General features: G+C 75.5%; 19 protein-coding genes and 1 pseudogene. 17 read left to right on the forward strand and 3 right to left on the reverse strand.

The window, feature by feature from the left end:
* The first annotated feature begins 23 nt into the window (after nt 1-23).
* The 7 genes from F1D97_RS05405 (at nt 24) to F1D97_RS05435 (ending at nt 7,294) form a co-directional block, all read left to right on the forward strand.
* Nucleotides 24-1,148: a zinc-dependent metalloprotease gene (locus F1D97_RS05405; protein ID WP_236122779.1), complete on the forward strand. Its 1,125-nt coding sequence runs from the start codon at nt 24-26 to the stop codon at nt 1,146-1,148.
* A 103-nt stretch (nt 1,149-1,251) separates the two neighbouring features.
* On the forward strand, nt 1,252-2,466 hold the full coding sequence (tilS, locus tag F1D97_RS05410) for a tRNA lysidine(34) synthetase TilS (protein WP_236122784.1): 1,215 nt from the start codon (nt 1,252-1,254) through the stop codon (nt 2,464-2,466).
* 12 nt (nt 2,467-2,478) lie between these two features.
* A complete protein-coding gene (gene hpt / locus F1D97_RS05415) occupies nt 2,479-3,033 on the forward strand; it encodes a hypoxanthine phosphoribosyltransferase (protein WP_236122796.1) in 555 nt (184 codons plus the stop codon).
* Nucleotides 3,034-3,198: 165 nt separating this feature from the next.
* Entirely contained in the window at nt 3,199-5,232 is a 2,034-nt protein-coding gene (ftsH, locus tag F1D97_RS05420) for an ATP-dependent zinc metalloprotease FtsH (RefSeq protein ID WP_236122804.1), read from the forward strand.
* Nucleotides 5,232-5,834 (forward strand): GTP cyclohydrolase I FolE, encoded by a 603-nt coding sequence (gene folE / locus F1D97_RS05425; RefSeq protein ID WP_236122806.1) that lies wholly within the window; start codon nt 5,232-5,234, stop codon nt 5,832-5,834. The genes ftsH and folE overlap by 1 nt, the downstream gene beginning before the upstream one ends.
* Nucleotides 5,834-6,418 (forward strand): 1-acyl-sn-glycerol-3-phosphate acyltransferase, encoded by a 585-nt coding sequence (locus tag F1D97_RS05430; protein ID WP_236122814.1) that lies wholly within the window; start codon nt 5,834-5,836, stop codon nt 6,416-6,418. The genes folE and F1D97_RS05430 overlap by 1 nt, the downstream gene beginning before the upstream one ends.
* A 345-nt stretch (nt 6,419-6,763) precedes the next feature.
* Entirely contained in the window at nt 6,764-7,294 is a 531-nt protein-coding gene (locus F1D97_RS05435; protein WP_236122817.1) for a hypothetical protein, read from the forward strand.
* Nucleotides 7,295-7,633: 339 nt separating this feature from the next.
* On the opposite strand, the gene F1D97_RS05440 is transcribed toward F1D97_RS05435, so the two are convergent.
* Nucleotides 7,634-7,996: a VOC family protein gene (locus F1D97_RS05440; RefSeq protein ID WP_236122818.1), complete on the reverse strand. Its 363-nt coding sequence runs from the start codon at nt 7,994-7,996 to the stop codon at nt 7,634-7,636.
* 696 nt (nt 7,997-8,692) lie between these two features.
* Between F1D97_RS05440 and folP the strand changes: the two genes are divergently transcribed.
* The 10 genes and pseudogenes from folP (at nt 8,693) to nadC (ending at nt 19,379) form a co-directional block, all read left to right on the forward strand.
* On the forward strand, nt 8,693-9,574 hold the full coding sequence (folP, locus tag F1D97_RS05445) for a dihydropteroate synthase (protein WP_236123498.1): 882 nt from the start codon (nt 8,693-8,695) through the stop codon (nt 9,572-9,574).
* The gene (gene folK / locus F1D97_RS05450) at nt 9,571-11,220 is read left to right on the forward strand and encodes a 2-amino-4-hydroxy-6-hydroxymethyldihydropteridine diphosphokinase (RefSeq protein WP_236122819.1); all 1,650 of its coding nucleotides are present in this window, start codon (nt 9,571-9,573) and stop codon (nt 11,218-11,220) included. Before folP ends, folK begins: the two co-directional genes overlap by 4 nt.
* Entirely contained in the window at nt 11,220-11,699 is a 480-nt protein-coding gene (locus F1D97_RS05455; protein ID WP_236122820.1) for a DUF3180 domain-containing protein, read from the forward strand. The genes folK and F1D97_RS05455 overlap by 1 nt, the downstream gene beginning before the upstream one ends.
* Before the next feature lie 80 nt (nt 11,700-11,779).
* Nucleotides 11,780-12,298: a PH domain-containing protein gene (locus F1D97_RS05460; RefSeq protein WP_236122824.1), complete on the forward strand. Its 519-nt coding sequence runs from the start codon at nt 11,780-11,782 to the stop codon at nt 12,296-12,298.
* Nucleotides 12,295-13,926, forward strand: a complete 1,632-nt coding sequence (locus tag F1D97_RS05465; RefSeq protein WP_236122826.1) for a PH domain-containing protein — start codon at nt 12,295-12,297, stop codon at nt 13,924-13,926. Before F1D97_RS05460 ends, F1D97_RS05465 begins: the two co-directional genes overlap by 4 nt.
* Nucleotides 13,923-15,029 (forward strand): Rossmann-like and DUF2520 domain-containing protein, encoded by a 1,107-nt coding sequence (locus F1D97_RS05470; RefSeq protein WP_236122829.1) that lies wholly within the window; start codon nt 13,923-13,925, stop codon nt 15,027-15,029. The genes F1D97_RS05465 and F1D97_RS05470 overlap by 4 nt, the downstream gene beginning before the upstream one ends.
* A gap of 37 nt (nt 15,030-15,066) precedes the next feature.
* Complete coding sequence (gene panC, locus F1D97_RS05475) at nt 15,067-15,975, forward strand: pantoate--beta-alanine ligase (protein ID WP_236122832.1); 909 nt, start codon at nt 15,067-15,069, stop codon at nt 15,973-15,975.
* A pseudogene (gene panD / locus F1D97_RS05480) lies at nt 15,972-16,427 on the forward strand (aspartate 1-decarboxylase); the annotation flags it as partial. The gene panC and the pseudogene panD, both read left to right, overlap by 4 nt.
* A 236-nt stretch (nt 16,428-16,663) precedes the next feature.
* The gene (locus F1D97_RS05485; protein ID WP_236123499.1) at nt 16,664-18,373 is read left to right on the forward strand and encodes an L-aspartate oxidase; all 1,710 of its coding nucleotides are present in this window, start codon (nt 16,664-16,666) and stop codon (nt 18,371-18,373) included.
* A gap of 22 nt (nt 18,374-18,395) precedes the next feature.
* Nucleotides 18,396-19,379 carry a carboxylating nicotinate-nucleotide diphosphorylase gene (nadC, locus tag F1D97_RS05490; RefSeq protein WP_236122838.1) on the forward strand — a complete coding sequence of 328 codons (984 nt, stop codon included), beginning with the start codon at nt 18,396-18,398 and terminating at the stop codon, nt 19,377-19,379.
* A gap of 120 nt (nt 19,380-19,499) precedes the next feature.
* On the opposite strand, the gene F1D97_RS05495 is transcribed toward nadC, so the two are convergent.
* Together F1D97_RS05495 and F1D97_RS05500 are read right to left on the reverse strand one after the other, a co-directional pair.
* Nucleotides 19,500-20,882 (reverse strand): hypothetical protein, encoded by a 1,383-nt coding sequence (locus tag F1D97_RS05495; protein WP_236122839.1) that lies wholly within the window; start codon nt 20,880-20,882, stop codon nt 19,500-19,502.
* Entirely contained in the window at nt 20,879-21,448 is a 570-nt protein-coding gene (locus F1D97_RS05500) for an RNA polymerase sigma factor (RefSeq protein ID WP_236122840.1), read from the reverse strand. Before F1D97_RS05500 ends, F1D97_RS05495 begins: the two co-directional genes overlap by 4 nt.
* Nucleotides 21,449-21,451 lie beyond the last annotated feature (3 nt).

The following is a 21,451-nucleotide window of genomic DNA, read 5'->3' on the forward strand; positions in this document are numbered from 1 at the left end:
CCGCGCGGGTTACGGTGAGCCGCATGAGCGCCACGCGCACGACGACGAGCGCCCCCGGTCCCGTCGACTGGGACGCCGCCGCACGCCTCGCCGCACGCGCCGTGCGCCCCGGGCCGAGCGCGCCGCGCGCCGAGCTCGAGGACCTCGTCGCGGGCCTGCGCGCGGCGGCCGGGCCCGCCGCCGAGCACGCCGCGCGCGTCACGCGGCTCGAGGCCGCCGACGGTCGCGCCGCCGCCGACGTCTCGCGCGTGCTCGTCGTCGACAGGCCGGGCTGGGCGCGCGCGAACGTGCGGGTGTTCGAGGTCATGGCCACGCCGCTCGTCGACGCGCTCGCGCAGCCCCGACCCGACGGGTCCCCGCCGCGCGGCTCGTCCGCCGCGAGCCGGCTCGCCGGGGCCGCGCAGGTCGGCGCCGTGCTCGGCGTCCTGTCGGGCAAGGTGCTCGGGCAGTTCGACCCGTACACGCCCCCCGCGGGCGCCCCGGCCGGCGCACGCGGCGAGGGGCGCCTGCTGCTCGTCGCGCCCAACGTGCTGCACCTCGAGCGCACGCTGCGCGTCGACCCCGCCGACTTCCGGCTGTGGGTCGCGCTGCACGAGCAGACCCACGCGTTGCAGTTCGCCGCCGCGCCGTGGCTCGCCGACCACCTGCGGGAGCGGTCCGCCGCGCTGCTCGGCGACGTCGCGGGGCGGGGCGACGGCCGTGCCGAGGAGACGCTCAGCCGCCTGGTCTCGGCGCTCGGCCGCGTCCTGACCGACGACGAGGCCAGCATCCTCGACGTCCTGACGCCCGAGCAGCGGCAGGTCGTCGACGAGGTCGGCGCCGTCATGTCGCTGCTCGAGGGGCACGCCGACGTCGCGATGGACGCCGTCGGGCGCACCGTCGTTCCGTCGGTGCGCGACATCCGGCGCAAGTTCGAGGCGCGCCGCGACGCGCAGTCCCGCGTGCGCGGGCTCGAGTCCGTGCTGCGCCGGCTGCTCGGGATGGACGCGAAGCTCGCGCAGTACCGCGACGGCGCGGTGTTCGTGCGGGCCGTGCGCTCGCGCGTGGGCGTGAACGGGTTCAACGCGGTGTTCGCCGACCGCGCGCACCTGCCCACCGCCGCCGAGATCGCCGACCCCGGCGCCTGGGTGCGCCGCGTGCACGGCTGATGCGCGCGCCCGTCGCTGCTGCGTGCGACCGGCGGTGCGCCCGACGGTGCGCCCGGCGGTGCGCTCGTGGCCGCACCCACGCCCTCCCGGGCGGACGCTGACCGTGGTCGGGCCCGACCCGCGCGTCGCGGCGGCCCGGCGTGCGGTCGCCGCCGCCGTCGCCGACCTGCCCGACGACGCGCTCGTGCTCGTCGCATGCTCGGGCGGGCCCGACTCGCTCGCGCTCGCGGCGGCCGCGGCATTCGCCGTGCCGCGCTCGGCGAGGTCGGCAGGGGGTGCGGCCGGCGTCGGGGGGTCGGGAGGGCCGGCGGGCTCGGGTCGCGGTGTGCAGCGGGCGTCGTCCGACGACGTGCGGCGGCGGGCCGGAGCGGTCGTCGTCGACCACGGTCTGGTACCGGGCTCGGCCGACGTCGCCGTACGCGCCGCGCAGCAGTGCCGCGCGCTCGGGCTCGACCCCGTGCTCGTCGTGCGCGTGGCCGTCGAGGGACCCGGCGGTCCCGAGGCCGCCGCGCGTGCCGCGCGGTACGCGGCCCTCGACCGCGCCGCCGACGAGACGGGCGCCGCCGCGGTGCTGCTCGGGCACACGCTCGACGACCAGGCCGAGACCGTGCTGCTCGGCCTCGCGCGCGGGTCCGGCGCCCGGTCCCTCGCGGGCATGCCCGCCGTGCGCGGACGGCTGCGCCGCCCGTTCCTCGACCTGCGCCGGACGGACACGCTCGGCATCTGCGAGGTCCTGGGCCTCGACCCGTGGCACGACCCGACCAACGCGGGCCAGCCCGGCGACCCGCTGCGCAGCCGCGTGCGCGCGCACGTGCTGCCCGTGCTCGAGCGCGAGCTCGGGCCCGGCGTCGCGACGGCCCTCGCGCGCACCGCGTCGCACCTGCGCGAGGACGGGTCGGCGCTCGACGAGCAGGCGGCCGCCCTGCTGCACGACGCGCGCGAGCACGCGCGTCGGGACGCTGCTCGTCGGGACCCCGCCGAAGGCGACGACGCCCGGGGCGACGACGATGCGGGCCCCGGGGGCGACGCCACGGACGTCGTCGTGCTGGACGTCGCGACGCTCGTCGACGCCGCCCCAGCCGTGCGCCGCCGGGCCCTGCGCGCCGCGCTCGTCGCCGCCGGTGCCCCGGCCGGCTCGGTGCACCGCGTGCACGTGCTCGAGCTCGACGCGCTGCTCACCGACTGGCACGGCCAGGGGCCCCTCACGCTGCCCGGGCGGGTGGTCGCGGTCCGCCGCTGTGGCAGGCTTGTGGTCACAGGCGCCACCCGCGTGGCGCGACCCGGGACGAACCGCCCGGGCGAGGCCGAGAGCACCTGAACAGGAGCAGCTGTGGACCCTGCGGACATGGGAGACGACCTGGAGAAGGTCCTGCTCACGCAGGAGCAGCTGCACAGCCGCCTCGACGAGATCGCGGCCCAGGTCGACGCGGACTACGCGGACAAGGACCTGCTGCTCGTCGGCGTCCTCAAGGGCGCCGTCATGGTCATGGCCGACCTCGCGCGCCGGCTGCACACGCCGATCGCGATGGACTGGATGGCGGTCTCGTCGTACGGCTCGGGCACCAAGTCCTCGGGCGTCGTACGGATCCTCAAGGACCTCGACACCGACCTCACGGGCAAGCACGTGCTGATCGTCGAGGACATCATCGACTCCGGCCTGACGCTGTCGTGGCTCGTGTCGAACCTGCGCAGCCGCGGCCCGGCGAGCGTCGAGATCGCGACGATGCTGCGCAAGCCCGACGCCGCGAAGGTCGAGGTCGACGTGCGCTACGTGGGCTTCGACATCCCGTCGGAGTTCGTCGTCGGGTACGGGCTCGACTACGCCGAGAAGTACCGCAACCTGCCGTTCGTCGGCACGCTCGCCCCGCACGTCTACAACTCCTGACCGCGGCGCCCCGGCCGGGCGGCCCGGCCTCGTCGCGGCGGCTCGGGCGGTGACCGGTGGGGTGTGCCCTGCGCGAACACCGGCCGGGAACGTCAGGATCACCGTGTACGTTCGACCGACAAGCCCGCTCGAGCAGGAGGATGTGGGGCTCGGCCCCGAACGCCTATGAACGTCAAGCGCCTCGCCCGTGGTCCCTTGCTGTGGATCGTGCTGGCCGTCGTGCTGCTCTGGATCGGCGTGAGCACGCTGGCCCAGCCCAGCGTCAAGTCCATCGACACCTCCGACGGCCTCGAGCTGCTGCGCGGTGACACGGTCGAGTCGGCCAAGATCACCGACGGCGTGCAGCGCGTGCAGCTGACGCTGAAGAAGAACTTCGTCGAGGGCGACGACGACTTCGGCAAGCTCGTGCAGTTCCAGTACGTCGCGCCGCAGGGCGAGACCGTCGTCGAGGCCGTGCAGGCCGCCGACCTGGACAAGGGCTTCACGTCCGAGAACCCGCAGACGTCGTGGTGGAGCAGCCTGCTGTCGCTGGTGCTGCCGTTCATCATCATCCTGGCGATCTTCTGGTTCCTCATGGCGAACATGCAGGGCGGCGGCTCGCGCGTCATGAGCTTCGGCAAGTCGCGCGCCAAGCTCGTCTCCAAGGAGTCGCCGCAGGTCACGTTCGCGGACGTCGCGGGCGTCGACGAGGCCGTCGAGGAGCTCACGGAGATCAAGGAGTTCCTCTCCGAGCCCGCGAAGTTCCAGGCCGTGGGCGCCAAGATCCCCAAGGGCGTGCTGCTGTACGGCCCGCCCGGGACGGGCAAGACGCTGCTCGCTCGCGCCGTCGCGGGCGAGGCCGGCGTGCCGTTCTACTCGATCTCCGGCTCGGACTTCGTCGAGATGTTCGTCGGCGTCGGCGCGAGCCGCGTGCGCGACCTGTTCCAGCAGGCCAAGGAGAACTCGCCGGCGATCATCTTCGTCGACGAGATCGACGCGGTCGGCCGCCACCGCGGCGCGGGCCTCGGCGGCGGGCACGACGAGCGTGAGCAGACGCTCAACCAGATGCTCGTCGAGATGGACGGCTTCGACGTCAAGACGAACGTCATCCTCATCGCCGCGACGAACCGGCCCGACATCCTCGACCCGGCCCTGCTGCGCCCCGGGCGCTTCGACCGCCAGGTCGCGGTCGAGCCGCCGGACCTCAAGGGCCGCGAGCGGATCCTTCAGGTGCACGCGCAGGGCAAGCCGATGGCGCCCGCGGTGGACCTCACGGCGGTGGCGCGCCGGACCCCCGGGTTCACGGGTGCCGACCTGGCGAACGTGCTCAACGAGGCCGCGCTGCTCACCGCACGCAAGAACGCGCAGATCATCGACGACCACGCGCTCGACGAGGCGATCGACCGTGTCGTCGCCGGCCCGCAGAAGCGCACGCGCGTCATGAACGTCAAGGAGCAGAAGCTCACCGCGTACCACGAGGGCGGTCACGCGCTCGTCGCCGCGGCGCTGCGCTACACCGACCCGGTCACGAAGGTGACGATCCTGCCGCGCGGCCGCGCCCTCGGGTACACGATGGTCATGCCCGTGGAGGACAAGTACTCCGTCACGCGCAACGAGCTGCTCGACCAGCTCGCGTACGCGATGGGCGGCCGCGTCGCCGAGGAGCTCGTGTTCCACGACCCCACCACGGGCGCGGGCAACGACATCGAGAAGGCCACCGCGACCGCACGCCGCATGGTCACGCAGTTCGGCATGTCGAGCTCGCTCGGTGCGATCCGCCTCGGCCAGGACTCCGGCGAGGTCTTCCTCGGCCGCGACATGGGCCACCAGCGCGACTACTCCGAGGAGGTCGCCGGCCGGATCGACGCCGAGGTGCGGGCACTCATCGAGCACGCGCACGACGAGGCGTGGGAGATCCTCGTCCAGTACCGCGACGTGCTCGACGCGCTCGTGCTCGAGCTGCTCGAGAAGGAGACGCTCAACGCGCACCAGCTCGCGGAGATCTTCAAGCCGGTCGAGAAGCGCGCACCGCGTCAGGTGTGGCTGTCCAGCGACCAGCGCGCCGTCTCGGACCGCCCGCCCGTGCAGACGCCCGCCGAGGTCGCCTCGCAGAACGGCCACGCCGTCGTCCCCGAGGACGAGGCCGCCGCAGCCAACCCCGAGCGCCCGCCGACCGAGACCATCGAGGTCCCGCCGTCGCAGACGCCCGAGCTGTCCTGATGGTCGACCCGATCACCGCGCCCGAGCAGCCCGTGGGCGAGTACGACCAGGACCGCGCCGAGGCCGCCATCCGCGAGCTGCTGCTCGCGGTCGGCGAGGACCCCGACCGTGAGGGCCTGCGTGAGACCCCCGCGCGCGTCGCGCGGGCGTACCGCGAGATCTTCGCCGGGCTGCGCATGGCTCCCGAGGACGTACTGACCACGACCTTCGACCTCGGCCACGAGGAGATGGTGCTGGTCAAGGACATCGAGGTGTACTCCACCTGCGAGCACCACCTCGTGCCGTTCCACGGCGTCGCGCACGTCGGCTACATCCCCGGCGAGGACGGGCGCATCACCGGCCTGTCGAAGCTCGCGCGCCTCGTCGACGTGTACGCCCGGCGACCGCAGGTGCAGGAGCGCCTCACGTCGCAGGTCGCCGACGCGCTCGTGGAGCAGCTCAAGCCGCGCGGCGTGATCGTCGTCATCGAGTGCGAGCACCTGTGCATGTCGATGCGCGGCGTGCGCAAGCCCGGCTCGCGGACCGTCACGTCCGCCGTGCGCGGGCAGATGCGCGACGCCGCCACGCGAGCCGAGGCGATGAGCCTCATCCACGCGCGCTGATGCGTGCCCGGCGCGCCCTCGCGCGGCTCTACTGGTCGCTCAGCCGGTGGCGGCTGTCCACCGAGCGCCTCCCGCGCGACGGTGCGGGCATCCTCATCGGTGCCCCGCACACCTCGAACTGGGACTTCGTGCTCATGCTCGCGATCGCGTGGGAGCAGGGGCTCACCTTCCGCTGGCTCGGCAAGCACACGCTGTTCCGCGGGATCGCCGGGCCGGTCATGCGTGGGCTCGGCGGGATCCCCGTCGACCGGCGCGACCCGGCGGGCCTCGTCGACGAGCTGCTCGCACGTGTGCGCGCCGGCGAGCGGTTCTACCTCGTCGTGACCCCCGAGGGCACCCGTCGGGGGTCCGGCTGGAAGTCGGGCTTCTACCGCATCGCCCGCGACGCCGACTGGCCGGTGACGCTCGGGTACGTCGACCGCCGCACCCGGACCACCGGTCTGGGGCCGACCATCCGGCTCACGGGCGACGTGCGTGCCGACATGGACGTCGTCCGCGCGTTCTACGCCGACAAGTCCGGGTTCCGGCCCGGGCGGCGCACCGAGCCGCGCCTGCGCGCGGAGGACGAGCAGGAGTCGGCGTGAGGCAGACGACGAGGTCCGTGCGATGAGGTTCATGCGATGAGGTTCATGCGCTCCCGAGCCATGCTGATGGCGGTCTCGATCGTCGCCGCGGTGGCGTTGGTCGGCACGCTGGCCATCGGCCTGCTCGTCTGACCCGCTGACCCCTGAACTCGCGGGCAAGGTCGCGATGCCGACCGCCCGAGGCTTCGTCGTGCCCGGACGAGCCGTCCATCCTGGGGCACGTCCGCATGCGCCGGAACCGGTACCGGCGGGTAATCGCTCGAAGTGATGACGCGAATCGCATCGAAGCGGTTCACATCTGGACAAACTTTGCAGCGCTCTGAGCAGCGCTGATACCTCTTGCGCATGCTGACTACGGGAACCTGGGAGAAGCTGGTCGCCACGCCGCGCCCGCTCACCGACGAGCTCACGACGATCAAGGGCAAGCCGTTCGGCTTCCTGCGCAAGGCGGTCAAGAAGTGGGAGCACGAGATGGCGAACGCGCCGCTCGTCTTCGCCGCCGTCGTGCAGGCGAACAGCGCGCTGTTCGACCCGAAGGAGTCGACGTGGGCGCCGGCCGTCCTGCTCTACACGACCGACCCCGCGCGCAGCCGTGACGGTGAGTGGCTGCGCCAGGTCGCGGACCGCTGCGCCGCGCTGCGCGAGCGGCGCACCGGCGACCGCCGCGAGGACGGCCTCGGCTTCCTCCTGAACGAGGAGGAGAGCAACTTCGACATCGAGGTCCCGCCGACCCTCACGGGTGGCGTCACGGCGAAGATCTGCACCACGTTCGTCGATCCCGACAACCTGCCCAACCGCGCGATCCCGCCGCACCGGATCCTCGCCGGGCTCGCCTGGGAGAAGGAGCTCGTCCTGCTCCCCAAGAGCTACTACTGACCGATCCGCGCCCGGCGGCGTCCGGGACTCCCGGAGCGGTGAGCCGGTGCTGCGAAGCGGGCGCCGCACAGCGCGGTGACGCTGGTGCCGTGCCGTGCCGTGCCGTGCCGTGCCGTGCCGTGTCGCGGACGGGACGAGGCGCGCAGGTGTGAGGCGGGACCGACGGCCACGGCCGTCCGTCCCGCCTCACACCGGATTGGTCGAGGCCCCGGCCGCCCGTCGTCGGGCCCGGTGCCCGTCGCAGAGGCGTGACCGCCCGCCGTCGCCGTGCGCAGCGTGCGCCGTGCTCGGCTCGCGTCGTCCTCGCTCGCGTGTCCTCGCTCGCCGCGTCCAGGGCGCTCAGGTCTCGGTGGTGCCTTCGTAGAGCCCGATGACGTTGCCGTCCGGGTCCTGGAAGAACGCCCACCAGCTCGTCTCCGAGATCGGCTGCTTCCCCTGCAGCACCGTCCCGCCGAGCTCGACGGCCTTGGCGAGCGCCTCGTCGATCGAGTCGACCTCGACGTAGCTGCGCGGCTGCGTGAAGCTCTCGTCGCGCGGTGCGAGGCCGCCGCCGCTGATCTTGTTGGGCGCCTGCCACATCGGGTACCCCTCGTAGCCGGGTACCTCCGCGATCTGCCAGCCGAACAGCTGCGAGTAGAACGTCGCCCCGGCGGCGAGGTCGCTCACCGGGATGTCGATGTGCGTGATGTCTCCGTGCGGCATGTCGCTCCTCCCTCCGGCCGGGGGAGACCCCCCGAACCGCACCAATACGGACCCTGGTCACGGTAGGCCTCACCGCCGACACGCCCCACCCGACGACTCGTCCCTCCCCACCCCACCCCCCGACGCCGCCGGCTCATCGCCCCCGCGACCCCGCGGTTCCTCCGGCTCCGGACCCGCTGAGCCGGACCAACCGCGGCCTCGTCGTCGAGTCGACCCGCGACCCCGCGCTTCCTCCGGCTCCGGACCCGCTGAGCCGGAGCAACCGCGGCCTCGTCGTCGAGTCGACCCGCGACCCCGCGGCTCCTCCGGCTCCGGACCCGCTGAGCCGGAGGAACCGCGGGGTCGGCGGCTGGGTCGTGACCCCGTCGTCGCTCCGGGTGCGGACCCGCGGAGCCGGAACGACCGCGGGGTCGTCGGAGGGCGGGGCCGTCATCCCGTCGTTGCTCCGGCTCTGGGCGCGGGGAGCCGGAGGAACCGCGGGATCGGCGGGTCGGGAGGGAGAGGGGCCGTGGCGGGAGGGATGGGTATGGGTGGGGTGGCTGGAGGCGGGGTGGCGGTGGGCGGGGAGGTGTGTCCGCTGTGAGCGTGAGATGGCGGGGTCGGCGGGTGGGGTCGGGGTCCTAGGCTCGGGGCGTGACTGTCAGGGGACCCGCCGGACTGCCCGCGGAGCTGCGCCGCGCGGGCCGCTGCCTGGTCATGGGCGTGGTCAACGTGACGCCGGACTCGTTCTCCGACGGCGGCCGCTGGTTCACGCCCGCCGCCGCGGTCGCGCACGGGCTCACGCTGCTCGAGCAGGGCGCGGACCTGCTCGACGTGGGCGGGGAGTCCACCCGCCCGGGGGCGCGCCGCGTGCCCGTCGACGAGGAGCGCGAGCGCGTGCTGCCGGTGATCCGCGAGCTCGTGCGTCGCGGCGCGGCGGTCAGCGTCGACACGACGCGGGCGCAGGTCGCGCGCGAGGCGGTCGAGGCGGGCGCGCTCGTCGTGAACGACGTGTCCGGCGGGCTGGCCGACGACGCGATGTACGAGGCGGTCGCCGCGACGGGCGCGGTGTACGTCGCGATGCACTGGCGCGGGCACGCGGACGTGATGGACGACCTGGACCGGTACGACGACGTGGTCGCCGACGTCCGGCGCGAGCTCGCGCAGCGGGTCGACGCGCTGCGGGCCGCGGGCGTGCGCGACGAGCAGGTGGTGCTGGACCCGGGGCTCGGGTTCGCGAAGTCGGGGGCGAGCAACTGGCCGCTGCTGTCGCGGCTGCCGGAGCTCGTCGCGGACGGGTTCCCGGTGCTCGTCGGCGCGAGTCGCAAGCGGTTCCTGGGGCACCTGCTGGCCGCGCCGGACGGGACCCCGGCGCCGCCGCTGCGTCGCGACCACGCGACCGCGGCGATCTCCGCGCTGGCCGCGGCCGCGGGGGCGTGGTGCGTGCGGGTGCACGAGGTCCCGGCGTCCGCTGACGCCGTGCGCGTGGCCGCGGCATGGCAGGGTGTGGCGAGCGACGAGCAGCACGACGACGAGCACCACGACGACGAGCAGCACGACGACGAGCACCACGACGACGAGCGACAGGAGGACGCGTGAGCGACGTGACCGACGGTCAGGGTCACCGCCTTGACCAGATCCGCCTCGTCGGGGTGACCGCGACGGGCTACCACGGGGTGTTCGAGCACGAGCGCCGCGAGGGGCAGACGTTCGTCGTCGACGTCGTCGTCCACCTGGACACGCGGCGGGCCGCGGCGCGGGACGACCTGGAGCACACGCTCGACTACGGCGCGCTCGCGCAGCAGGTGGTCGCGGTGATCGAGGGGCCGCCTGCGGACCTCATCGAGACGGTCGCGGAGCGCATCGCCGCGACGGTGCTCGCGGACGGGTCGGTCGCGGCGGTCGACGTCGCGGTGCACAAGCCGCAGGCGCCGATCCCGGTGCCGTTCGGGGACGTGGTCGTCGCGATCCGCCGGGACCGCGGCAAGCTGCCCGCGGCGGAGCCGCACCGCGGGGAGATCCGCCCGCAGGCGGCACCCGCGCCGTCGTCGGCCTCGGGCCCGACGCCGCAGGCCGCGACGCGCCCGCTCACGCACACCGCGGCGCTCCCGGTGACCGGCCCGCAAGCGCCTGCCCCGCAAGCGCCCGCCCCGAGCCCCCAGGCCGCTCCGCAAGGACCCGTGACGGGTCCGCCGAGCTCACCGGTCACCGTGCCGACGGCACCGCTCGCGTCGGCCGCGGTCGAGCCCGCGATCGGTGCGCTCGCGGGTCCGCTCGGCGGTGCCGCGGTCGCGCCGCCGCTGGTCCCGCTGCCCAAGCCGGGCGACCTCGTCGTGGGCGGTCCGCTCGGCGGTGGTGCGATGCTGCACCCGGCCGACGAGACCCCGATCGTGGCGTCGGGCCCGCCGACCACCTCGACGCCCGCGGTGACCGCGGCCCCGGGTCCCGCCCAGGCGCCCGTCCCCCCGGCCGACGCGACCCAGATCATGCCGCCGCTCTCGCTCGCCGAGCTCGACGAGGCCGCCCAGCGCGACGAGGCCGCGTACGGCGACACGTACCGCGAGCCTGTCCCGGTCGGGCGTCCGGACGACGGTCCCGGACGTGACGTGGCGGTGCGTGACGACGAGGTCGTGCAGGGCGAGGTCCTGACGGACCGGCTGGACGAGACGCCGAGCACGCCGGTCGAGGCGGTCCTGGCGCTGGGCGCGAACCTCGGCAACGCGCAGGAGACGCTGCGGCAGGCGGTCGGGGACCTCGACCGGACGCCGGGCATCGACGTGGTCGACGTGTCGCCGCTCGCCCGTACCGCGGCGGTCGGCGGGCCGGCGGACCAGCCGGACTTCCTCAACGCGGTGGTGCTCGTGCGCACGCTGCTCTCGCCGCGCGACCTGCTGCACGCGGTGCAGGCGGTCGAGCAGACGCACGGGCGCGAGCGGCTCGAGCACTGGGGTCCGCGCACGCTCGACGTGGACGTGATCGTCTATGGCTCGGTGCTCGCGGTGACCGACGACCTCGAGCTGCCGCACCCGCGTGCGCACGAGCGGGCGTTCGTGCTGCAGCCGTGGGCGCAGGTCGACCCGGACGCGGTGCTCCCGGGGCTGGGCGGCGGCCCGGTCGCGGCGCTCGCGGCGACCGCGCCGGACCGTGAGGGCGTGCGCTGGCTCGCGCTCGACTGGCTGACCGCGCCCGTGCCCGCGGCGCAGTGGGACGTCGACGAGGACGGCCGGCCCGGGCCGGGCACCTGATGCGCCGCACGCGCTGGCAGACGCTCGTCGTCGTCGCGGCCGCTGTCGCGGCCCTGACGTGGCTGGGCTGGCGGCTCGTCGCGGACCGGGGCGGGCTGCCGCCGCAGGTGCCGTGGCTGGTCGCGGCGGTCGAGGTGCTCATCGCGGGCGTGGTGTTCTCGATGGGCTGGGCGGTGCGGCAGTTCCTGCGCGGCAAGCGGCCGGGGCTCGACCCGATCCGCGCGGCGCGCACCGCGGTGCTCGCGAAGGCGTCCTGCTACACGGGTGCGTTGCTGAGCGGCTGGTACGGCGGGCAGACGATCGTGCTGGTCACGGACCTCGCGACGCACGGCAACGGCGGGCGCGCGGTCGCGGCGGGGGTTGCGACGCTCGGTGCGCTCGTCCTCGCGGCGGTCGGGCTGGTCGTCGAGTGGTTCTGCCGCGTCCCGCCGCCGGAGGACGACGAGAAGGTCGAGGCGCCCCACCCCTCCGCGAGCTGACCGGCGGACGCGGCCGGACGCGGGCCCGGACGTCGCCGAGGGTGGGAAGGGCGCGCGCACGACGATGGGAGGATGACGACGTGACCACGGAACCGACCGAGCACCCGACGAGCACGAGCCTGCCGTTCGAGCCCGAGGGCGTGACCTGGACCCCGGTGTCGCGTCGGCTCGCCTCGGCGCGTCTGACGGCGCTCGCGCTGTGGCTGGGTCCGTTGCTCGCGGTGCTCGTCGTGCTGGCGCTCACCACGGGGGCGTCGTGGCTGTGGGTCCCCACCGGCGTCCTCGCGGCGCTCGGGCTGTGGGGTGCGCTGCTGGTGCCGCGCCAGGTGCGGGCGATGGGGTACGCCGAGCGCGCCGACGACCTGCTGGTGCGGCGCGGCATCATGTTCCGCCAGCTCGTCGTCGTGCCGTACGGCCGCATGCAGTACGTGGACGTGAGCGCGGGGCCGTTCGCGCGCCGGTTCGGGATCGCGTCGGTGCAGCTGCACACGGCGTCGCCCGCGACGACCGCGTCGATCGACGGTCTGCCGCCCGCCGAGGCCGCGCGTCTGCGTGACCGGTTGGCGTCGCGCGGTGAGGCACGGCTGGCGGGCCTGTGAGCGACGCGCGGCACGACGAGCCGGCGCAGGTCGCCGGCGGCAGCGACGTGAGCCCTGCGGCCGGCCCGAGCGCAGGCCTCGGCGCAGGTACGGGCCGGGAGCCGGACGACCGCGTCCCGGCCGACGCGTGGCGTCGCGTGCACCCGGTGACGCCCGCGCTCAAGGGCTGGAAGACGCTCGTGGCGGTCGTCGCGATCGTCGGGTACCAGGCGGCGGACGACGTGCGCTCGGCCGCGGACCTGCTGGGCGGGCGCGGCTGGATGCTCGCGCTGGGGATCGTGCTGGTCGTCGCGCTGATCGGCTGGGGCTACGCGACGATCGCGTGGCGGCACATGCGGTTCGCGGTGACGGACGAGGCGGTGCACCTGCACTCGGGCGTCCTGTTCCGTACGCAGCGGCAGGCGCGCCTGGACCGTCTGCAGGCGGTGGACGTGGTGCAGCCGCTACTGGCGCGGCTGCTGGGCCTGGCGGAGCTGCGGCTCGAGGTCGCGGGCGGGACCGGCTCGGCCGTGCAGCTCGCGTACCTGCGGGAGCCGGACGCGCAGCGCCTGCGCTCGGAGCTGCTGGCGCTCGCGGCGGGTCTGCGCCGGCCGTCGGCGGCCGCGGCGCCGGGCGCGGGCGTCGCAGCCGTGACGCTCCCCGCCGCGCCGGCGGACGCCGCCATCGGCCCGGACGCGGACGCGGGCGCCGTCGGCGCGCAGCCCGGTCCGGCCGCGGCCGACGCGCTCCCGCTGCCGTTCGAGGAGGCCCCCGAGCAGGAGGTGTACTCGCTGCCCATGCCGCGGCTGATCGCCGCGTCGGTGCGCTCGGGCACGGTCGTCGGGCTCGTCGTCCTGGTGATCGGTGGTGTGGTCGCGGCGCTCGTGGCGCGTGACGTGAGCCTGCTCGCGGTGCTGCTGCCCGCGTTCCTGGGGTTCGGCGGCGCGCTGTGGGGCCGGGTCAACGCGGGTGCGAGCTTCCGCGCCGCGCTGTCTCCCGACGGCATCCGGCTGCGTCACGGGCTCACGGAGCAGCGCGCGCAGACGGTCCCGCCGGGCCGCGTGCAGGCCGTGCGGCTCCTGCAGCCGCCGCTGTGGCGCGGGCCGGACTGGTGGCGTGTCGAGATCAACGTCGCGGGCTACTCGGTCGGCCAGGAGGCGAGCCGCGCGACGGTGCTGCACCCGGTCGCGACGCGCGACGAGGCCGCGACCGCGCTGTGGATGGTGCTGCCCGACCTGGGCGTCGAGGACCCGCGTGCGCTCGTCGAGGCCGCGATGTCGGGCCGCGACGACGACGGCGGCTTCACCCCGGCGCCGCGCGCGGCCCGCTGGGTGGACCCGGTCGCGTGGCGCCGGCACGGTGTGCGCGTGACGCGCACCGCGCTGCTCGCGCGCTCGGGGCGCGTGTTCCGGCAGGTCGCGGTCGTGCCGCACGAGCGCACGCAGTCGCTCGGGCTCGAGCAGGGGCCGCTGCAGCGTCGCCTGGGGCTCGCGAGCTTCGTCGTGCACTCGACGCCCGGCCCGGTCTCGCCGCGCGTGAGCCACCTGGACGGCCGCGTGGCCGCGGCGCTGCTCGACGAGCAGGCGGAGCGGGCGCGTACGGCGCGTGCGGCGGCCCGGCCCGAGCAGTGGATGCGGGAGCAGGCGTGAGCGACCAGCGTCCGGGTCGGCTCGGCGTCGGCGTGGTCGGCGCGGGCCGCGTGGGTGCGGTGCTCGGCAACGCGCTGCGGGCCGCGGGGCACCCCGTCGTCGGGGTCAGCGCGGTCTCGCAGGAGTCGCGCGACCGGGCCGAGGCGCTCCTGCCGGGTGTGCCCGTGCTGGACGTGCCGGAGGTGGTGCGCCGCGCGGAGCTCGTGCTGCTCGCGGTGCCCGACGACGCGCTGGCCGACCTGGTCGCGGGCCTCGCGGAGACGGGTGCGTGGCAGCTCGGGCAGATCGTCGTGCACACCTCGGGGCGGTACGGCGCGCAGGTGCTGACGCCCGCGCGCGCGGCGGGCGCGATCCCGCTCGCGCTGCACCCCGCGATGACGTTCACGGGCACGTCGCTCGACCTGGCCCGCCTGGTCGGCTGCCCGTTCGCGGTGACCGCACCCGCGGCGGTCCTGCCGATCGGGCAGGCGCTCGTCATGGAGATCGGCGGCGAGCCGACGGTGCTCGACGAGGACGCCCGCGCGCTGTACCACGCGGCCCTCGCGCACGGCGCGAACCACCTCGTCGTGCTCGTCGCGCAGGCCGCGCAGGCGCTCGCGGCGGCGGGGGTCGCCGACCCGGGCCGCATGCTCGCGCCGCTGCTCGAGGCGGCCCTCGACGGTGCGCTGCGCGCCGAGTCACCGGGCGAGCTCGCGGCGCTGGGCGGCGCGTCGGACGCGCGAGCCGGGGCGATCACCGCGCTGACGGGTCCGGTGCGCCGGGGCGACGCGGGCACGGTCGCGGAGCACCTCGCGGTGCTCGACGCGTTCGCGGCGCGGGTGGGTGCGCCCGACGTCCCGGCCGCGTACCGGGCGCTCGCGCGCGCGGCGGACGCTCGCGCGCTCTCGGCGGGGCTGCTGTCGCAGGACGCGGCGGCCCGCGTGCTCGACGCGCTCGCGCCGGCCTCGTCGGACGGGCCCGACGGCGGCGACGACGACCGCGGGGCGTCTCGCACGTCACACGGTCCCGCGGTCGCGGGCATCGAACCCGATGCGGGATCGTTGCACTCAGAGCGCCCGCCGCAGGACCAGGGCGACGAGCGCCCCGACCAGCACGACGACTGACACGCCGCCCCGTGACGCGGGGACCGCAGGAGGACCCATGACCACCGCCGTCGGCCCGACGCTCGCGCGCACGCGCGCCGAGCTCGACGCCGCCCTGGCCGCCCCGACCGTCGCGCGCACCCGGACGCACGCGCGCGCGGTCGTCATGACGATGGGCGCGCTGCACGCGGGTCACCTGTCGCTCGTGCGGCACGCGCGCACGCTCGCGGACCGCGTGGTCGTCACGATCTTCGTCAACCCGCTGCAGTTCGGTGCGGGCGAGGACCTGTCGCGCTACCCGCGGGACCTGGAGGGTGACCTCGCGCTGCTCACGGGCGAGGGTCTGCTGGGCCCGGGCGACGTGGTGTTCGCGCCGACGCCCGACGTGGTCTACCCGGACGGCGACCCGCTCGTCCGGGTGAGCGCGGGTGCCCTGGGGGAGACGCTCGAGGGTGCGGTGCGGCCGGGCCACTTCGACGGGGTGCTCACGGTCGTGCTCAAGCTGCTGCACCTCACGCGCCCGGACGCGGCGCTGTTCGGCCGCAAGGACGCGCAGCAGCTCGCGGCGGTGCGGCGCATGGTGCGGGACCTGGACGTGCCGGTCGAGGTCGTCGGCGTGCCGCTCGTGCGCGACGAGGACGGCCTGGCGCTGTCGAGCCGCAACGCGTACCTGTCGTCCGACGAGCGTGCGCAGGCCCTGGCGCTGTCGCGCGCCCTGCGCGCGGGCGAGCAGGCCGCGGCGGGCGGTGCGGCGCCGGGCGAGGTGCTCGCGGCGACGCGCGACGTACTCACGGACGCAGGGCTCGACGCGGTCGACTACGTGGTGCTCGTCGACCCGGACGACTTCACACCGGTGGCGGACGGTGCCGCGGGCGAGGCGGTCCTCGCGCTCGCGGCGCGGGTCGGGACCACGCGGCTCATCGACAACACGGTCGTGGTGCTCGGCCGGACGGGAGGCGAGGCATGAGCTCGCTGATGCGCACGATGATGACGGGCAAGATCCACCGCGCGACGGTGACGCAGGCGGACCTGCACTACGTCGGGTCGGTGACGGTGGACGCGGACCTGCTCGCGGCGGCGGACCTGCTGCCGGGCCAGCAGGTCGACATCGTCGACGTGACGAACGGGTCACGCCTGACGACGTACGCGATCGCGGGCGAGGCGGGCTCGGGGCAGATCTGCATCAACGGCGCCGCGGCGCACCTGGTGCACCCGGGCGACGTCGTGATCCTCATCGCGTACGGCCTGATGTCGGACGCGGAGGCCCGCACGTACGAGCCGCACGTGGTGCTCGTCGACTCGGACAACCGGATCGTCGACCTGTCCGACGACCCGGGTCAGGTGCCCGAGGAGTGGACGGCGGCGGCGGGCCTGCAGCCGAGCGGGGTGCCGTTCGCGCAGGGGCGCGACCTCGTCGACCACCCGCACCCGGTGGACCGGGACGCCGCGCACACGCACGCGGGCTGCGGGGTGCGCGAGCCGCACACGCACGGTCCGCACGGCCAGATCGCGGTCCCGGAGCCGGCCAGGTCCGACGAGACCAGGTCCGACGAGCAGGCGGGCGACTCCGTGCCGCACGGCGCCGGCCGGTGACGAGCCTGGCGGGCGTGGCCCCGCACCCGACCCCGGACGTCACGCGCGCGTCGGCGCCCAGTGTGCAGGGGACGACGCCCCGCCTCGCGACGCGGCTGGCCGCGCCCGCGGCGGGCTGGACGGTCGAGGTCGACGCGATCGTCGTCGGCTCGGGCATCGCGGGCCTCACGGCAGCGCTCGAGCTGCGCACCCGGGTGCCACGCGTGCTGCTGGTCACGAAGGACCGGCTGGGCTCGGGCTCGACGGTGTGGGCGCAGGGCGGGATCGCCGCGGCTCTCGACCCGGAGGACTCGCCGGCCGCGCACCTGCAGGACACGCTCGTGGCGGGTGTGGGCCTGTGCGACCCGCGCGCGGTCGAGGTGCTGGTGACCGAGGGTCCGGCGCGCGTGCGCGAGCTCGTCGCGCGGGGTGCGGTGTTCGACCGTGCGCCCGACGGGCAGATCTCGCTGACGCGTGAGGGCGGGCACCACGCGGACCGCATCGCGCACGCGGGCGGCGACGCGACGGGCGCGGAGATCTCCCGCGCGCTCGTCGCGCAGATCGAGGCGGTGCGCGACGACCCGGGCATCGAGGTGATCGAGCACGCGTTGGTGCTCGACGTGCTGACGGGTCCGCCGGGGCCGGACGGGCGACCGGGTGCGGCGTGCGGCGTGACGCTGCACGTGATCGGCGAGGGCCAGCGCGACGGCGTGGGTGCGGCGCTCGGCAAGGCCGTGGTGCTCGCGACGGGCGGCATCGGGCAGGTGTTCCGCTCCTCGACCAACCCGCCGCAGGCCACCGGTGACGGCATCGCCGCGGCGTTGCGCGCGGGCGCCGTGGTCGGCGACGTCGAGTTCGTGCAGTTCCACCCGACGGTGCTGTGGCTCGGCTCGGGCGTGAAGGGCCAGCTCACGCTCGTCTCGGAGGCCGTGCGCGGCGAGGGTGCGCTGCTGCTCGACACGGACGGCGTGCGGTTCATGCCGGACGTGCACCCGATGGCCGAGCTCGCGCCGCGAGACGTCGTGGCGCACGCGATCGTGCGCCGCATGGCGGACACCGGCTCGGACCACGTGTGGCTCGACGCGCGGCACCTCGGCGAGGACTTCCTGCGGGCCCGCTTCCCGACGATCCACGAGCGGCTGCTCGAGCACGGCATCGACCTGACGACCGACCTGGTGCCCGTCGCGCCCGCGCAGCACTACCACTCGGGAGGGGTCGTCACGGACCTCGTCGGGCGCACGTCCCTGCCCGGGCTGTACGCGGTCGGCGAGGCGGCGTGCACGGGCGTTCACGGGGCGAACCGGCTCGCGTCGAACTCGCTGCTCGAGGGCCTGGTGTTCGCGCACCGCGCCGCGCGGCACATCACCGACAAGGTCGCCGCGGGTGCGCTGGACCGCCAGGAGCCCACGGTCCGCGAGGGCGCCGAGGCGCTCGTCGCGGCCGCGTCCCGCGCACGCGTCCAGCGCCTCGCGACCGACGGTCCGGGCGTGCTGCGCTCCGCCGACTGCCTGCGCATGGCCGCGACCGGGCTGGCCGCCGTGCCGACCGACGCGCACCTGCGGCACGACGACGGCCGCGCGCTCGCCGCGCCGCAGACCGCGGAGTGGGAGACGACGAACGTGCACCAGGTCGCGTCCGTGCTCACGGCGGCCGCGCTCGCGCGTGAGGAGAGCCGCGGCGGGCACGCGCGCAGCGACTTCCCGGACCGCGACGACGAGCACTGGCGCGTGCGCCTGGAGGCGAGCCTCGACCCGGACGGGCAGCTCGTCGTGCAGCGCGCGCCCCTCGACTGACGACCCACGCACGAGGACGACGATGACCGACACGACCACGGACCCGACGAGCACCCCGACGGCGGGCGAGGAGACGGGCACGACGGGCACGACCGGAGCGACGACGAGCCCGCGGCCCGGCGTGCTGCCCGGCGACGCCGGACCCGACGAGGCCGCGGTCGAGCGGCTCGTCGCGACCGCGCTCGACGAGGACCTCGGCGCCGCGCCCGGGCGGGACGTCACGTCCCAGGCGACGATCGCGCCGACGACGACCGGCACCGCCGACCTGGTGGCGCGCGCCGACGGCGTGGTCGCGGGGCTCGTCGTCGTCCCCGTCGTGCTGCGCCAGGTGGCCGAGCGGCTGGGGCTGCCGCCCGCGACGCTCGTCGTGCGCGTGCCGGACGGGACGCGCGTGACCCGCGGCGACGTGCTCGCCGAGCTCACCGGCCCCGTGCAGCTCCTGCTCGTCGCGGAGCGCACGCTGCTCAACATCGCGTCGCGCGCGTCGGGCGTCGCGACGCACACGCGCCGCTGGGCGGACGCGCTGGCCGGAACAGGTGCGCTCGTGCTCGACACCCGCAAGACCACGCCGGGTCTGCGCGCGCTCGAGAAGTACGCGGTGCGCTGCGGTGGTGGCACCAACAAGCGCATGGGCCTGTACGACGTCGCGATGGTCAAGGACAACCACGTCGCCGCGGCGGGCTCGGTGACGGCCGCGATCGAGGCGGTGCGCTCCCGGTTCCCGGACGTCGCGATCCAGGTCGAGGCCGACACGCGCGACCAGGCCCTCGAGGCCGTCGCCGCGGGCGCGGACTTCCTGCTGCTCGACAACATGCCCACGCCGGTGCTGGCCGACGTGGTCGCGGCGGTCCGCGCGGTCGCCCCTGCCACCCAGCTCGAGGCCACGGGCAACCTGACGCTCGACCGTGCCGCGGAGGTCGCATCCACGGGCGTCGACTACCTCTCGGTCGGCGGCCTCACCCACTCGTCCCCGATCCTCGACCTGGCCCTCGACCTGCGCGCCTGACCGCCGGCCCGGCCCTGGCCCGGGCCAGGCGCACCGCGAGGTCGCGCGTTCCTCGGTGAGTCGCGCGGACGACTGCGCGACTCACCGAGGAACGCACGACCTGGCGTGGGACTCACGACGTCAGACGCACTCCCAGACGACGTTCGACGCCTCGGGGCGCAGGTGGAGGTTCCACTCGCCGTCGGGGCCCTGGACGCCGTAGAGCGACTGCGCGTCGAGGAAGGCGTCGACGGTCGCGTACGGGTAGCCGGCGTCGGTCCCGGTGAGGGTCTCGCCGGTGTCCGTGTCGATCGTGCCGGAGTGCTCCAGCTGCCAGCGGTGCACGGCGGCGGCGAACGGGTTGCCCGCCGCGGGGACGACGACGTCACGGCCGTCCGCGGTGCTGCCGGCGGTGCGCCACTGCGCGGGGTCGTGGCCGGCGTCGACCGTGACCTGCGCGCTGGAGCACGTGCTGACGGCGGGGGCCATGGCGTACTGCGCCCAGGCGCCGTCCGCGACCTGCTTGCTGCGGTCCACGCCGTCGTCCCACGTGATGCCGCGGTAGTCGAGCCCGGGCACGTCGGCGTCGGCGACGGGGACGAGCGTGCGCAGCGGCGTGAGGACCGCGTAGGAGAAGGACCGTGCGCCGTCGATCTCGCTGCGCACGCCGCGCTGCACGACGGTGAGTGCGCCGAGCTCGGCGACGGGCGTCAGCGGCTGCGCGGCGCTCCCGGTCGGGGCGGGCACGCCGACGACCTTCGTGACGTCGGCACGGGTCGCCTCGGTGGACAGCGCCCAGCCCTCGGCGAGCGGGAGGCTCGCGGGCAGGGTGAGCGTGTCGTAGAACGTGTCGCGGTCCGCGACGGCCTTCGACGACGAGAACTCCTCGGCGCACGCGTCGCCGGTGCGTGCGCTCGGGCAGAGGATCGCGCGCGGGCCGTCCTCGTCGATCTCGTACAGCTCGACGCGCGTGCCCCAGGTCACGACGTCGTCCTCGAACAGCGCCGGGAGCTCCAGCGCGTAGATCGCGGACACCTCCCGGTCGCCGACGAGCGTGAGGTGGTACTCGGGGCCGTTCGTGAGCTCGTCGGGCGTGAACAGCGCGTCGAGCGCGTCGCTCGCGTCGATCGGCTCGTCGTGCCAGCGCTCGCCGGTGCGCGGTGCGGCCAGGCGGGCGATCACGGTCGCGTCGTCGATCTCGTCGGCGCGCTCCACGGGGCCGTCGTCGGCGGTCGTCGGCTCGTCGGTGGGCGACGGCTCGGCGGTCGGGGCCAGGGACGGGTCGGGCGTCGCGCTGCGCGTCGCGGGGTCCACAGGGGCCGTGGAGTCCGACGAGGCGAGGGTCCACGCGCCCAGGCCGAGCACGCCGGCGCACGCGGCGGCACCCACGGACTCGAACGTGTGCCGCTGGATGCGGGCCCGGCGCACGGTGCCGCGCACGCGGGTCAGGGTGCGGTCGTCGATCGGGGCGGTCGCCTGCGCGATCTCGTCGCGGGCGCCGTTCAGCATCTGGTCGAGGTTCATCGTGCGCCTCCGGGGGCGATGCGCGGGGTGGGGGAGGGGCGGACGGGGACGCGCTCGTCGTCCGTCGCGGTGTGCGGGTGCGTGCCGAGGATCTCGGCGAGCTTCGTGAGGCCGTCGGCGGTGTACCGCTTGACGGAGCCCTCGGAGAGGTTGAGCACGGACGCGGTCTCGGAGACGGACAGGTCCTCCATCTGCCGCAGGACCACGCACGCCCGCTCGCGGGGGGAGAGCAGGGCGAGCGCGCGCACGACGTCGCGTCCCGGGCCCGGTGGCTCGACGGTGTCCGGTGGTGCGGGCTGCGCGGCGGCGCGCAACGCGACGAGGCGCTCGCGGGTGCGTCGGCGGGCCTCGTCGACCGCGCGGGACGCGATCGCGCGGCGCACGTACGCCTCGGCCTGCTCGACGCTCGTGAACCGGGCGCGGCCGCGGAACGTCGCGATGAGCGCCTCCTGCACCAGGTCCGGCGCCTCGCTGGTCGAGCCGGCGACGAGCGCGGCGTGGGCGACCAGGCGCGGCCAGCGCTCGCGCGCCACCTGGTCCAGCAGCTGTTCCCATGGTCGTGCCACGGC

The organism is Cellulomonas palmilytica, from assembly GCF_021590045.1.
Classification (GTDB): Bacteria; Actinomycetota; Actinomycetes; order Actinomycetales; family Cellulomonadaceae; genus Cellulomonas; species Cellulomonas palmilytica.

What these genes read in the sequence shown, in the direction of transcription:
- F1D97_RS05405 (WP_236122779.1), top strand. Translation starts at nt 24, where the DNA reads ATGAGCGCCACGCGCACGACGACGAGCGCCCCCGGTCCCGTCGACTGG.
- ftsH (WP_236122804.1), top strand. Translation starts at nt 3,199, where the DNA reads ATGAACGTCAAGCGCCTCGCCCGTGGTCCCTTGCTGTGGATCGTGCTG.
- folE (WP_236122806.1), top strand. Translation starts at nt 5,232, where the DNA reads ATGGTCGACCCGATCACCGCGCCCGAGCAGCCCGTGGGCGAGTACGAC.
- F1D97_RS05430 (WP_236122814.1), top strand. Translation starts at nt 5,834, where the DNA reads ATGCGTGCCCGGCGCGCCCTCGCGCGGCTCTACTGGTCGCTCAGCCGG.
- F1D97_RS05435 (WP_236122817.1), top strand. Translation starts at nt 6,764, where the DNA reads ATGCTGACTACGGGAACCTGGGAGAAGCTGGTCGCCACGCCGCGCCCG.
- F1D97_RS05440 (WP_236122818.1), bottom strand. Translation starts at nt 7,996, where the DNA reads ATGCCGCACGGAGACATCACGCACATCGACATCCCGGTGAGCGACCTC.
- folP (WP_236123498.1), top strand. Translation starts at nt 8,693, where the DNA reads ATGGGCGTGGTCAACGTGACGCCGGACTCGTTCTCCGACGGCGGCCGC.
- F1D97_RS05455 (WP_236122820.1), top strand. Translation starts at nt 11,220, where the DNA reads ATGCGCCGCACGCGCTGGCAGACGCTCGTCGTCGTCGCGGCCGCTGTC.
- panC (WP_236122832.1), top strand. Translation starts at nt 15,067, where the DNA reads ATGACCACCGCCGTCGGCCCGACGCTCGCGCGCACGCGCGCCGAGCTC.
- nadC (WP_236122838.1), top strand. Translation starts at nt 18,396, where the DNA reads ATGACCGACACGACCACGGACCCGACGAGCACCCCGACGGCGGGCGAG.
- F1D97_RS05495 (WP_236122839.1), bottom strand. Translation starts at nt 20,882, where the DNA reads ATGAACCTCGACCAGATGCTGAACGGCGCCCGCGACGAGATCGCGCAG.